Below are 13,394 nucleotides of genomic sequence, written 5' to 3' on the forward strand. Positions count from 1 at the left end.
TCAATTGCTGGCCGGCATGACGGATAAAGACAAGCAAGCGTTACAGTCAAAATTGCAGCAGATGATACAAGCCGTTGAACAGGGTGAAAATGCCGGTGAAGCGGTAGAAGATGCGGGTAAGTTCATTGTTAACTTAATGGAGCCTATGTTACCGAAAGCCGATGCGGATAAGTTATTGGTCGGTAATGAAAAGGCGCTGACTCAGGCGTTGAACCAGGCGGCCGAGCAAGCTATTGCACAGCATTCTGTTGATAAGGGAGCAACCAAGCCGCAAAGCTCGGAAGAATTGCTCACCCTATTGAAACAGTTGGAGCAGCAGGTTTCGGCACAAAAGTCGAAAGGCGAAAATAGTGAACTGAGCCTGGCGGAACAGAAAAAATTACAGCAATTTACCGCTGAGCTACGTCAGCTTTTAGCTGGTCAGAATAATGACACTGATAAGTCCCAGGTGTTGAGCAAAGAGCAGGCGGCCAAAGCAGAACAGCTTTTGGCAGAAATACGACAATTATTAAAAGGCCGCACCGGACATAGTGAAAAAGCGGCGGAGCCAATAAAGGTAGCCGAACAGTCAAAAGGTACAGAGTCTGTTATAACGGCCACTAACGCTAAGTCTGGTAAAGAAAAAGCTGAGGCTGGCGATACTGCTATTAAGGGTAGTGACAGCAAACAGCCTGCAAGCAAAGCCGAAGGCTTAGCCAACGCGGTCGATGTCGATACTAAGTTGCCTGATTCAGCACAACAGAATCAGGTGTTCAGAAACAACACTGATGCTCTGGCTGATGCTAACGCGGCTCGCGCAATACAAGGTCAGATGGTGTCTACGACACAAGGTACTGTAGCGGCTAACGAATCGGGTCAAACTAATACTTTGCAGGCTCTGCAGCGTCCTCTGGACTTGCAGCAGACAGAAGCATCGCAAAAATTGCAGGAGCGCATCAACATTATGATGAGCCGCAATATTCAGCGAGCGGATATACGTCTGGATCCGCCCGAGCTTGGCAGTGTTCAGATTCGGGTTAATATGAGTGGTGAACAGGCTTCGGTGCAGTTTCAGGTGCAAAGTGCACAAGCCAAAGATGCAATAGAAACGGCAATGCCGCGTCTGCGTGAGATGTTAGAACAACAGGGCATCGACTTAGCCGACACTCAGGTGGGTGAACAAAGTAAAGAAGGCGAACGCACTGCCGGTGGCCAGGGTGGTTCAGCTGAAGAGTCAGAAGACTGGGCCGTAGAGGGCGAAATTGCTTTGGATGAAGGTAAAGTTCTTGCCGACGGGCAGGTCGATTTCTATGTTTGAAACGGTATAACTAAAGTAACGATCAAGCTATAGTAACTGTTATTAGACAGTGACACAGGACATAACGCATGGCAGAAGATAAAAACGATAACGAAGAAGAACAAACTGAAGAAAAAGCTGGCGGCAAAAAGAAGAAATTAATACTGTCCGGCATTATCGGTATTGTTTTAATCGTGACTGTCGTGCTCGTTCTTTGGTTATTTGGCGGTTCGTCGTCTTCGGATGAACCGGCGACAATTGGAAGTGGCTCGCCAGCGCCGTCTTCGTCGTCGCGACCGGAAGTCGGTAATGCGCTCTATGTGGGCATGCCACGGGCGTTTGTCTTTATTGTTCCGGGCGACTCACGTGAACGAACCGTGCAGATTAAAGCACAACTTATGGTTCGCGGTGAGGAAAATGAAGAACTGGCGAAAAAGCATATTCCGCTCATTGAAGGAACCTTACACGAGGTATTTTCTTCGTCAACAGCGGACAGATTAAAGACAGCTGAGGGTAAAGGTCAGCTGCGTGAGTTAGCACTCACTGAAGTGCGCTCTGCGCTCGAAGAAGTGACCGGGAAGCCGGTTGTGGAACAGGTTTTATTTACCAGCTTGGTAATGCAATAAGTGAGCTATTATGGCGGTGAGTGACTTACTATCTCAAGACGAAATTGACGCGCTGTTGCATGGCGTCGATGACGTTGAGGAAGAGGATACAGAGAAACAGTCCGCTTCTGCGGATGCGCTCGATTATGACTTTTCATCGCAAGATAGAATTGTCCGTGGTCGTATGCCAACGCTGGAAATTGTTAATGAGCGTTTTGCCCGTCATATGCGGGTCAGCTTATTTAACATGATGCGGCGCACAGCAGAAGTGTCGATTAACGGCGTCCAGATGATTAAATTTGGTGAGTACGTGCATACCTTGTTCGTGCCAACCAGTTTAAACATGGTGCGTTTTCGTCCGTTAAAAGGGACGGCGCTAATTACCATGGAAGCGCGTTTAGTTTTTATTCTGGTGGATAACTTTTTTGGTGGTGACGGACGTTACCACGCAAAAATTGAAGGGCGCGAATTTACGCCTACGGAACGCCGCATTATCCAAATGCTGCTCAAGCTTGTCTTTGAAGACTACAAAGAAGCCTGGGCACCGGTAATGGATGTTGGCTTTGAGTATCTGGATTCTGAAGTGAACCCGGCCATGGCAAACATAGTGAGTCCGACCGAGGTTATTGTCATTAGCTCCTTCCATATTGAGCTGGACGGCGGCGGTGGTGACTTCCATATTGCTTTGCCTTATTCAATGCTGGAACCCATTCGCGAGCTGCTCGATGCTGGTGTGCAGTCGGATAAAGAAGATACCGATATGCGCTGGAGTAAGGCGCTGCGTGACGAAATTATGGATGTTCCGGTAGAAATGATTGCCAAACTGGCGCAAACCGAAATGTCCTTGCGAGAAGTGATGGAGCTGCGGGAAGGGGATGTTATTCCACTTGAGTTACCGGATGATTTAACCGTGCTCATTGAGGACTTACCGACCTTCCACGCAAAAATGGGGCGTTCAAGAGACAACGTTGCTCTGAAAATTTCAGAGAAAATTAAACGTCCTGAAACCGTTAAGTCTGATATTCATATGTTGACGCGTGGTGGTCGCCGTATAGGTGGTGACGCCGAGCTGCAACAGTTAGAAGAAGACATTGATTTATAATAATTGCTGCTTGAGAAAGTGAGGTTGCAACATGAGTAACGATGATAAAGATATGGATGACTGGGAAGCAGCAATGGCTGAACAGGCAGCTGCTGAAGACGAAGAAGGCGGCGAATCTGAAGCGAATGAAGATGGCGGAAAAGCGTCAAGTCATTCGGGTATGGATAACGTGCAAACCGCCGAGTTGGAAGAGCTTAGTGAAGATAAGCCTGTAACCGAAGAAGAAAAACGCAAGCTGGATGCGATTCTTGATATTCCGGTCACGATTTCAATGGAAGTTGGCCGTAGCCAAATCAGCATTCGTAATTTGCTGCAATTGAACCAGGGCTCTGTGGTTGAGCTGGAACGTGTTGCCGGTGAACCATTAGACGTACTGGTTAATGGCACCTTGATAGCACACGGCGAGGTGGTTGTTGTTAATGATAAATTCGGGATACGCTTAACCGATGTTATTAGTCAGATTGAACGTATTCGTAAGCTTCGCTAGTTTGCTGCTTATTCCTTCTGCAGCATACGCTCAGACAGAAGAGAAAGCCGGCATTATCTCGGGCAATGACATAGGCGCCATGGTTTTGGCGCTTTTTGCCGTTTTGGCGGTGATAGTTGTGTTGGCTTCGCTTTTAAAGCGCTTTAACCTGAAGTTTCAGGGCGCGTCTGGCATGAAAGTATTGAGTAGCGTATCTTTAGGAACAAAAGAGCGGTTAGTGATTGTTGAAGTGGGTGGACAAAAACTGTTGCTTGGTGTTACCCAACAACGCATCGACTGCTTAAAAGAACTCCCGAGCGATATCAACCTGGAAGGAAAAGAAGAACAATGAACCGCTGGTTGTGGCTTAGTATTTTAACCCTTTTGTGTTTGCTGCCGGATCAGGCATTTGCCTGGCAGGATATTTCCGCCGTTACGGTGAAAACAAATCCGGATGGAAGTGAAGAGTATTCCGTAACCCTGCAAATTCTGGCAATAATGACGGCACTGACCTTCATTCCTGCCATGGTCATCATGATGACGTCGTTTACCCGAATTATTATTGTTCTGGCCATTTTGCGTCAGGCAATTGGTCTGCAGCAATCGCCTTCTAATCAGGTGTTGCTGGGTATCGCGTTATTTCTCAGCTTTTTTATTATGACGCCGGTACTGAACGAAATAAATGACAAAGCGCTGCAACCGTACTTAAATGAAGAGATACAGTCGATGGAGGCTGTCGACAGAGCTAAGGCTCCAATAAAGGCCTTTATGCTGGCGCAGACGCGGTTAACGGATTTAGAAACTTTTGTAGAAATTTCGGGCACAGAAGGTGTGGAAGAACCGGAGGATGTGCCCATGTCGGTACTTATTCCGTCTTTTATTACCTCCGAGCTCAAAACCGCCTTTCAAATAGGTTTCATGCTCTTTATTCCGTTTTTGATCATTGACCTGGTGGTTGCCAGTGTTCTCATGGCCATGGGTATGATGATGTTGTCCCCCATGATTGTTTCGCTACCCTTCAAGCTCATGTTGTTTGTGCTGGTTGATGGCTGGAGTTTAACCATGAGTACCCTGGCCGGAAGTTTCGGGGTCTAGGAGGCACTATGTCACCAGAAATGTTTCTCGACATTTTCCAGGAAGCCTTAAAGACAATTGTCATTATGGTGGCTTTTATTATCGTGCCGGGCCTGTTGGTTGGTCTGGTGGTCGCCGTTTTCCAGGCGGCTACGTCAATTAACGAACAAACATTAAGTTTTTTACCGCGCCTATTAGTCACTCTTGCGGTTATTGGCCTTGGTGGGCATTTTCTGACAGAGACGGTGATGGACTTCACCATAGAGATGTTTAACCGGATACCCGAAGTGGTCGGCTGATGGATCTGGTAACCTCCGTTGTGCTCGAGTGGTTGGAGCAGCACCTGTGGCCTTTGACCCGGGTGTCTTCAATGATAATGAGCATGGCACTTTTTTCCGGCACCATCGTTAACTCCCGTATTAAGATCTTCTTATCTTTAGCTATTATTCTTGCTGTATCGCCGGCACTGCCGGAGGTTGATGCCGGTGTTGAAATGATGTCGGTCGGCGGCTTTGTGGTAACGGCTCAACAAGTTGTTATTGGTGTTGCCCTGGGCTTGCTCTCTATTCTATTTCTGCAGACCTTTGTTTTAGGTGGACAGATCATTGCGATGCAGATTGGCCTGGGCTTTGCGTCTATGGTCGACCCCACCAACGGCCAGCAGGTACCGGTTATTGCGCAGTTCTTTTTAATGTTGGCCAGTTTGGTTTTTCTGGCATTCGACGGCCATTTGCTAATGATTCATATGGTGGTTGCCAGCTTTGATGCGATACCCGTTGGAATGTCGGGACTTGATGCCGATGCTTTATATGCGGTTGCTGACTGGGCGGTCTATATGTTCTCTGCGGCGTTAACGGCAATGTTGTCCGGAGTCATTGCTTTACTGCTTATCAATTTGAGCTTCGGTGTTATGACTCGTGCTGCCCCTCAGTTGAACATATTTGCGATAGGTTTCCCTATTACCATGGTCAGTGGGCTTGTGGTGATTTGGCTGACCATGGGCGGCTTTATTTTTCATTTCGAGAATCAGTGGGCACGTGTGGTACAGACCATGTGTGAAATACTGGGTAGTCAATGCGCTTAAATGGACCCTCTCTGACAAAGGCTAATAGGTATGGCTGAGACCGATCAGGAACGTACTGAAGACCCCACGGAGCGACGAAAACAGCAGGCCCGTGAAAAAGGGCAAATTGCTCGTTCTAAGGAGATGGGAACTGCCTTTGTGCTGGTAAGCGCAGCGGTCGCTTTCTTTTGGTTTGGTGGGGCGCTGTATCGCGGCGTGCGGAATGTCTTTGAGACTATGTTCACCATTGACCGACAACAGGCCTTTGATACCACCAAAATTTATGAAGCTTTTGCGATAGCTTTTGGTGAGGTGATGTGGCCGATATTGACCATTTTCGCTTTCATTGTTGTTTTTACCTTTCTCGGCAATAGCTGGCTTGGCGGAATTAACTTCTCTGCTCAGGCAATGGCACCCAAGGCTAACCGAATGAGTCCGCTTAACGGTTTTAAGCGCATGTTTGGTGTTCAGGCGCTGGTGGAGTTAGTCAAAGCTATTGCTAAGTTTATGGTGGTCGCGGTTTCGGCATACTTCTTGTTGAAATGGCAGTTTGTCGACATATTGCAGATGTCTATGGGCCAGATGCCAACCATGATAGGCAATGCCTTGGATACGCTTCTCTGGATGTTTTTACTGCTGAGTTGCTCAATGTTTTTAATTGTCGTTATTGATGCGCCGTTCCAACTTTGGAAGCACAATAAAGACTTAAGAATGAGCAAGCAGGAAGTGAAAGACGAACATAAAGACACGGAAGGGAGTCCTGAAGTTAAAGGCCGTATTCGTCGTTTGCAGATGGAGATGGCTAATCGCCGAATGATGCAGGAAGTGCCGAAAGCTGATGTTGTGGTAACCAACCCGACGCATTACGCGGTCGCGTTAAAATATGAAGACGGAGGCGCTCAGGCGCCTGTCTTGCTGGCAAAAGGAACCGATGAAACGGCAGCGAAAATCCGGGAAATTGCGCTGGAATATGAAATCCCTCTGGTTGCTTCACCGGGACTTGCCCGATCAATTTATCACACCACAGAACTTGAGAAAGAAATTCCCAAAGGCCTGTTTGTGGCAGTGGCGCAAATTCTGGCTTATGTCTATCAGTTGCGTATGTTTAAGCAAGGTCAGGCTAAGCGTCCTAAGAAGCCACCGACCGATAAAGACATTCCGGATGACCTGCGCTATTAATCCATCATTTGCGCGTTGGGACGGGCTGCTATATCATTCCGCCCCATTCGGGCCGATATCGGCAATGGCAAATTTGGACTGAGCAGTTATGGCAAAACTTTCATTGTGCATGGCACAGCTGGACTTTACGGTTGGCGCCATTCACAACAACACCGCCTTAATTCTTAAAACCTTACGTGAACAGGGCGCACAACACGATATTATTGTCTTTCCTGAGCTGGCTATTACGGGTTATCCGCCAGAGGATCTCCTGTTCCGCGAAGACTTACATCAGGCGGTCGATAATGCGGTTGAGCAAATCAGTGCAGCGGCATCTGAATGCGTTGTCATTGTTGGTCATCCTCAGGCTATAGGCGGAGAGTTATTTAATGCGATGTCGGTTTTACATCGTGGAGAATGTTTGTTGCGCTATTTTAAACAACGCCTGCCAAACTATGGTGTTTTCGATGAGCAGCGCTACTTTATTCCGGGGCATCAGAGTCAAGTGTTTGAATGGCAGGGTGTTCGTATCGGCCTACAAATTTGTGAGGATCTATGGCATCCACAACCGTTACAGCAATTGTTGGATGACGATATCGATCTTGTGCTGTCAATTAATGCTTCGCCTTACGAGCTTAACAAGCACGAACAACGTCTGGGTGTACTGAAACAGCGTGTTGCCGAAGCCGGCAAGCCCATTTTATACCTGAATAACTGCGGCGCTCAGGATGAGCTCGTCTTTGATGGGCACTCTTTGGTTATCGACGCAGAAGGTAAGTTGGTGGCTGAGTTGCCACATTGCCAAATGACTACAGCAACCGTGGTTTACGAAGATAACCAGGTTGTATGTAACGGATTTGAAGCTCAGGCTGAGCAGAACGACCTGGCTCATGTATACGATGCGTTGGTATTAGCTGTGCGTGATTACGTCACTAAAAATGGCTTTTCCGGAGTGGCTCTGGGCTTGTCGGGCGGTATTGATTCAGCACTAACCCTGGCAATTGCCAGTGACGCTTTAGGTGCCGATAAAGTTCATGCCGTAATGATGCCGTTTCGTTATACCTCGGATATGAGTCTGGAAGACGCAGAACAGCAGGCGAAAACGCTGGGTGTTCGTTATGATGTGGTGCCGATTGAACCTATGTTTGACGAATTTATGAATCAACTGTCGCCGTTATTCGGTGAAACTGAAACCGACACCACAGAAGAAAACTTACAGTCGCGTTGCCGCGGCGTATTGCTTATGGCCTTGTCGAATAAGACCGGTTCGCTTGTGCTAGCAACGGGCAATAAAAGTGAAATGGCTGTCGGTTATGCCACTTTATACGGCGATATGTGCGGCGGGTTTGCGCCAATTAAAGACATTCCGAAATTACTGGTTTATCAATTGGCTGAGTTCAGAAATAGTCGTGGTTCGTGCATCCCGCAACGTGTCATCGACAGGCCTCCTTCGGCTGAGTTAGCACCAGACCAGGTCGATTCTGATTCTCTACCCGACTATAGCGATTTAGATCGCATTCTGGCATTGTATGTAGAGAGGGACTGGTCGGTAACCGATATTGTTGCGGCAGGGTTTGCAGAAGATGATGTGCGTCGGGTTATTCGTTTAGTGGATCTGAATGAATATAAACGCAGACAATCTGCAGTTGGCCCTAAAGTAACGCCTCGTAATTTTGGTAAAGATCGTCGTTACCCTATTACCAGTCACTATCGCCATGAATTACAGCGACAAGGTCAATAGGACAACACTGATGAAAAAAGTTGAAGCCATTATTAAACCGTTTAAATTAGACGATGTGCGTGAAGCGCTGTCTGAGGTTGGAATTGCTGGTATGACGGTATCAGAGGTAAAAGGCTTTGGTCGTCAAAAAGGTCACACCGAGCTTTATCGGGGCGCTGAGTATATGGTCGATTTCCTGCCCAAAGTGAAACTGGAAGTTGTGGTTGCTGACAGCGAAGTTGAGCGTTGTATTGAGGCGATAATGGAAACGGCTCAGACCGGTAAAATTGGTGATGGCAAAATTTTTATTACCGATATTGAACGGGTTATTCGTATTCGTACCGGAGAGGAAAACGAAGACGCGGTATAAATTACCGCGTCTAATGAATAGTTAAAACTAGCGAGCTGAAACTAACTGATTATTCGGAAAGTTAGCTCGCAATACCTTCATTGCGTCTTCACGTAATTCAGGCAATTCAAGCTGATCGTAACTTTCTACCATAATGGCTAATGCGTTTTCTACTTCCGGGGTGTCCGAGAAGTGTTCTAATACATAACGTCCACGGTTAGCTGCTGCTAAATAAGCCTGGCGCTCCATATAGTATTGCGCAATAGCCAATTCTTTCTTAGCTAAACGGCTTTTCAATGCAATTAAACGTTGTTTAGCGTCTGCTGCGTACTCACTATCCGGATACTTGCGGATGAGTTCAGCAAAATCTTTAAACGCTTCCTGAGCCATCGAAGAGTCACGATCGGAACGATCAACACCTGCGAGTTCGTGTATCGCATTATGTTCCGCTCTCTGGTTTACCAGTCCGCGCATGTAAAGCGCGTAATCCACATCTTTATGGTTTGGATTGAGGCTAATAAAGCGATCGATAGCGGCCAGAGCTTCATCAGTATTATCTAACTTGTAGTGTAGATAGATAAGGTCTAACTGAATTTGATGAGCGAAAGGACCAAAAGGATAACGGCGGTTAAGGTTCGACAATTGTTCTTGTGCCAAATTTAAGTTGCCGTTAGACATGCTCTCCTGAGCCTGGTCATACATAGCTTCTATTTGTGTTTTTGACACCTGTTCTTCTTCTGATTGACTTGAGCAACCCGCTAACATTAACCCCAGAACCGATGATAAAACGACGCTTCGGCCTAACTTATTACTAAACATATTATGAAGGATTCCCTTTATTTTTTTGGCGCTGCACCGGCAAACCGTTACACTAGCATATTCTTGCATTCTAACGCAGCCGTAAAGGCTTTGACAGTCGAAACCCAATATATGAACAAAAGCATTGAATTAGAAGCCATTGTTACCGAGTCTCTGGCTGGAAAAAGATTAGACCAGGCACTTGCAGAGTTGTTCCCCGACTACTCCCGGTCAAGGCTAAAAAGCTGGATAACTGATGGAAAAGTGACCGTTGATACTAAAGTTGTCGAAAAACCACGAGAAAAAGTGGTGGCCGGAACTTTAGTTGCTGTTGACGCTGAAATTGAAAGTGAAGAGCGGCACGAAGCGCAACCGGTAGAACTGGATATCGTTTATGAAGACGAGGATATCCTGGTTATTAACAAACCGGCAGGGCTCGTTGTTCACCCCGGAGCCGGTGCACCAGACAGAACCTTATTAAACGGTTTGCTGCACTATGATCCACAACTCGACTTAGTGCCACGGGCGGGAATTATTCATCGTTTAGACAAAGATACCACCGGATTAATGGTGGTAGCGCGTAATGTACCGGCGCAGACTCAATTAGTGTCAATGATGCAGGCGCGGGAAATCACTCGTGAGTACGAGGCTGTTTGTAACGGCGTTATGACGGCGGGTGGTATGGTTGATGAACCTATTGGACGACATCCGACGAAGCGCACACATATGGCAGTTGTGCAGTCTGGGAAACCGGCGGTTACTCATTATCGTGTGTTGGACCGTTATAGGGCACATACGTTATTGCGTTTGCGCTTAGAGTCCGGTCGAACTCACCAGATCCGCGTACATATGGCGCATATTCGCCACCCGTTGGTCGGTGATTTAACTTATGGTGGCCGGCCGCGTCCGCCGAAGCAGGCCGAAGATCGTCTATTACAAACTTTGCGAGGATTTAACCGCCAGGCTTTGCATGCGGCATCGCTGGGCTTGCACCACCCCATTACCGGGGACTGGCTGGAGTTTAATGTTCCGCGCCCCACAGATTTTCAATATTTGATTGAAGAGTTGCGAATTGATAACGAACGCTTTAAATCGGCATGAAGCCATTTTAACGCCGGACTGGGAACTGCCGCCGAACGTTCATGCGGCAGTGACAACCAGAGAGTTTGGCAATTTAGCGGTTCATGTGGGAGACGACCCGGCTGCTGTTCTGCTACGTCGCCGACAACTGCAGCGTTCACTCAAACTGCCAACCGCGGTTACCTGGTTGCAACAACAACATACGAATAGGGTTTTGCGTTGGCCTTTTAAGTCCGCTGTTGCGGATGCTGCCTACAGTGACCTACCCCAGAGTGTCTGTGCAGTTTTAACCGCAGACTGTCTGCCTATTCTTTGTTGTTCAGATGACGGAAAGGAGATTGCAGCAGTGCACGCAGGTTGGCGGGGTTTAGCCGACGGAGTATTACAAAATGCGTTGGCAAATTTTAAAACGCCAGCGGCTAACATTCGCATTTGGATAGGACCGTCTATCGGCGCTCCGGCTTTTGAAGTAGGTGATGACGTAAGAGATGCGTTCGTTGCACGTCATTCATTTAATGCGGGATATTTTCTTTCTCAACCTAGCAATAAATGGTTGGCTGATCTAGCCTCAATTGCAGCGGACGAATGTTTGCGTTCGGGAGTCAAGGGTATTACCAAAAGCGGCGAATGTACGGTCGGCAATAACACAAGCTGGTATTCGTGGCGTAAAGAAAAAGCTGTAGCAAGATTTGCGTCAATTATTTGGCGAAATTAATTTTAGTCACTTGAAAATGCGCAAAAAGTACCCACATCTAACTTAACGAAAGAATTAAGTGAGGAAGTACCGATGCGACACGATAAGTTTACCAGTAAGTTTCAGATGGCAATTGCTGATGCTCAGTCAATTGCTCTGGGACGTGACCATCAATTCATAGAACCCGTCCATTTAATGCAGGCACTGTTGGATCAAAACGGTGGCTCAGTTCGCCCTTTATTCACGATGCTGAGCGTGGATATCCCCCAGTTCAGAGCAAACCTGTCGAAAGCTCTGGATGCGTTACCTCAGGTTGAGGGTACAGGCGGTGACGTTCAGCTGTCACAGAACACAGCTCAACTTTTAAACCTGTGTGATAAGTACGCGCAGAAACGAAATGACTCGTACATTTCGTCCGAACTGTTTTTACTGGCTGCAACGGAAGATAAAGGTAAGCTGGGGGATATTTTTCGTCAGCAGGGCATAAAACGTGATGCGCTGGAAAAAGCCATTAACGATATTCGCGATGGTGAAAAAGTGGATGACCCTAATGCCGAAGATAAACGCCAGGCGCTGGACAAGTACACTATAGATTTAACGGAACGTGCGGAGCAGGGCAAGCTAGACCCTGTTATTGGCCGTGATGAAGAAATTCGTCGGACGATTCAGGTATTGCAGCGCCGTACTAAAAACAACCCGGTACTTATTGGTGACCCCGGTGTCGGTAAAACCGCCATTGTTGAAGGACTGGCACAGCGCATCGTCAACGGTGAAGTGCCTGAAGGCTTAAAGCATAAACGAGTATTGTCTCTGGATTTAGGGGCTTTATTAGCGGGGGCGAAATTCCGCGGTGAATTTGAGGAGCGACTCAAAGCTGTATTAACCGAGCTTTCTAAAGAAGAAGGCCGCATCATTTTGTTCATTGACGAGATGCACACCATGGTTGGTGCTGGTAAAGCGGACGGTGCGATGGATGCCGGCAACATGTTGAAGCCTGCCTTGGCGCGTGGCGAACTGCACTGTGTCGGTGCTACTACGCTGGATGAATACCGTCAGTATATTGAAAAAGATGCAGCACTTGAACGACGCTTCCAGAAAGTTCTGGTGGAAGAACCGAACGTGGAAGACACCATTGCTATTTTACGTGGTTTGAAAGAGCGCTACGAACTACACCATTCGGTGGAAATTACAGACCCAGCCATTGTGGCCGCGGCGTCTTTATCGCACCGTTATATCAGTGACCGTAAACTGCCGGATAAGGCCATCGACTTAATTGACGAGGCGGCATCAAGTATTCGTATGCAAATCGACTCTAAGCCGGAAGATTTAGATCGTCTGGAGCGCCGGATTATTCAATTGAAGCTTGAACGTCAGGCGTTACAGAAAGAAAAAGATGATGCCAGCAAGAAACGCCTGGAAATTCTGCACGACGAGCTTGATGAACAAGAACGTAAATACGAAGAACTGGAAGAGGTCTGGAATACAGAGAAAGCGGCAGTACAAGGTACCCAACATATTAAAGCTCAGTTAGAACAGGCTCGTACCGATATGGACATTGCTCGCCGCGCCGGTGACTTAAATCGTATGTCTGAACTTCAGTATGGTCGTATTCCTGAACTCGAACGTCAGCTGGATTTAGCCTTGCAGGCTGAAATGCAGGATATGAGCTTGCTCAAAAACCGTGTTACCGAAGAAGAAATTGCTGACGTATTGTCACGCTGGACTGGGATTCCGGTTAACAGAATGCTCGAAGGCGAGCGCGAAAAGCTGTTGCAGATGGAAGAACAAATCCACAGTCGGGTAGTGGGTCAAAATGAAGCCGTAGATGCGGTTTCCAATGCCATTCGCCGTTCACGCGCGGGGCTTGGGGATCCAAACCGTCCTATTGGTTCATTCTTATTCCTTGGTCCAACCGGTGTGGGTAAAACAGAATTATCTAAGGCTTTAGCGAACTTCATGTTTGATACTGACCATGCGATGGTACGTATTGATATGTCCGAGTTCATGGA

Annotated in this window: 15 protein-coding genes; 14 read left to right on the forward strand and 1 reads right to left on the reverse strand. The window is 47.4% G+C overall.

Going from position 1 to position 13,394, the window contains the following annotated elements:
- The 11 genes from B3180_RS01825 to glnB form a co-directional block, all read left to right on the forward strand.
- A partial coding sequence (locus B3180_RS01825; RefSeq protein WP_286842604.1) for a flagellar hook-length control protein FliK occupies positions 1-1,297 on the forward strand: 1,297 nt, incomplete at its 5' end.
- Positions 1,298-1,365: 68 nt separating this feature from the next.
- A complete protein-coding gene (fliL, locus tag B3180_RS01830) occupies positions 1,366-1,902 on the forward strand; it encodes a flagellar basal body-associated protein FliL (protein WP_278358169.1) in 537 nt (178 codons plus the stop codon).
- Positions 1,903-1,918: 16 nt separating this feature from the next.
- Positions 1,919-2,983 (forward strand): flagellar motor switch protein FliM, encoded by a 1,065-nt coding sequence (gene fliM / locus B3180_RS01835; RefSeq protein WP_054490690.1) that lies wholly within the window; start codon positions 1,919-1,921, stop codon positions 2,981-2,983.
- Between the two features lie 31 nt (positions 2,984-3,014).
- A complete protein-coding gene (gene fliN / locus B3180_RS01840; protein WP_278356494.1) occupies positions 3,015-3,470 on the forward strand; it encodes a flagellar motor switch protein FliN in 456 nt (151 codons plus the stop codon).
- A gap of 1 nt (position 3,471) precedes the next feature.
- Positions 3,472-3,801, forward strand: a complete 330-nt coding sequence (fliO, locus tag B3180_RS01845; RefSeq protein WP_054490662.1) for a flagellar biosynthetic protein FliO — start codon at positions 3,472-3,474, stop codon at positions 3,799-3,801.
- Complete coding sequence (fliP, locus tag B3180_RS01850; protein WP_054490664.1) at positions 3,798-4,544, forward strand: flagellar type III secretion system pore protein FliP; 747 nt, start codon at positions 3,798-3,800, stop codon at positions 4,542-4,544. Before fliO ends, fliP begins: the two co-directional genes overlap by 4 nt.
- Before the next feature lie 8 nt (positions 4,545-4,552).
- Entirely contained in the window at positions 4,553-4,822 is a 270-nt protein-coding gene (gene fliQ, locus B3180_RS01855) for a flagellar biosynthesis protein FliQ (RefSeq protein ID WP_054490666.1), read from the forward strand.
- The gene (gene fliR, locus B3180_RS01860) at positions 4,822-5,607 is read left to right on the forward strand and encodes a flagellar biosynthetic protein FliR (RefSeq protein ID WP_199495137.1); all 786 of its coding nucleotides are present in this window, start codon (positions 4,822-4,824) and stop codon (positions 5,605-5,607) included. The genes fliQ and fliR overlap by 1 nt, the downstream gene beginning before the upstream one ends.
- Before the next feature lie 30 nt (positions 5,608-5,637).
- On the forward strand, positions 5,638-6,765 hold the full coding sequence (gene flhB / locus B3180_RS01865; RefSeq protein WP_222236640.1) for a flagellar biosynthesis protein FlhB: 1,128 nt from the start codon (positions 5,638-5,640) through the stop codon (positions 6,763-6,765).
- Between the two features lie 88 nt (positions 6,766-6,853).
- Positions 6,854-8,485: an NAD+ synthase gene (locus B3180_RS01870; protein WP_222236641.1), complete on the forward strand. Its 1,632-nt coding sequence runs from the start codon at positions 6,854-6,856 to the stop codon at positions 8,483-8,485.
- Positions 8,486-8,495: 10 nt separating this feature from the next.
- Positions 8,496-8,834, forward strand: coding sequence for a nitrogen regulatory protein P-II (gene glnB, locus B3180_RS01875; RefSeq protein WP_054490674.1), 339 nt, complete (start codon positions 8,496-8,498; stop codon positions 8,832-8,834).
- A 27-nt stretch (positions 8,835-8,861) separates the two neighbouring features.
- On the opposite strand, the gene B3180_RS01880 is transcribed toward glnB, so the two are convergent.
- Entirely contained in the window at positions 8,862-9,632 is a 771-nt protein-coding gene (locus B3180_RS01880; RefSeq protein ID WP_199496408.1) for an outer membrane protein assembly factor BamD, read from the reverse strand.
- 111 nt (positions 9,633-9,743) lie between these two features.
- Between B3180_RS01880 and rluD the strand changes: the two genes are divergently transcribed.
- The 3 genes from rluD to B3180_RS01895 form a co-directional block, all read left to right on the forward strand.
- The gene (gene rluD / locus B3180_RS01885; RefSeq protein ID WP_199495206.1) at positions 9,744-10,712 is read left to right on the forward strand and encodes a 23S rRNA pseudouridine(1911/1915/1917) synthase RluD; all 969 of its coding nucleotides are present in this window, start codon (positions 9,744-9,746) and stop codon (positions 10,710-10,712) included.
- Complete coding sequence (pgeF, locus tag B3180_RS01890; RefSeq protein WP_233399238.1) at positions 10,684-11,406, forward strand: peptidoglycan editing factor PgeF; 723 nt, start codon at positions 10,684-10,686, stop codon at positions 11,404-11,406. Before rluD ends, pgeF begins: the two co-directional genes overlap by 29 nt.
- A 72-nt stretch (positions 11,407-11,478) precedes the next feature.
- The coding region (locus tag B3180_RS01895; RefSeq protein WP_286842621.1) for a Clp protease N-terminal domain-containing protein at positions 11,479-13,394 on the forward strand (1,916 nt) is incomplete at its 3' end.

It is taken from the genome of Idiomarina sp. UBA4206, assembly GCF_002383015.1.
Classification (GTDB): Bacteria; Pseudomonadota; Gammaproteobacteria; order Enterobacterales; family Alteromonadaceae; genus Idiomarina; species Idiomarina abyssalis.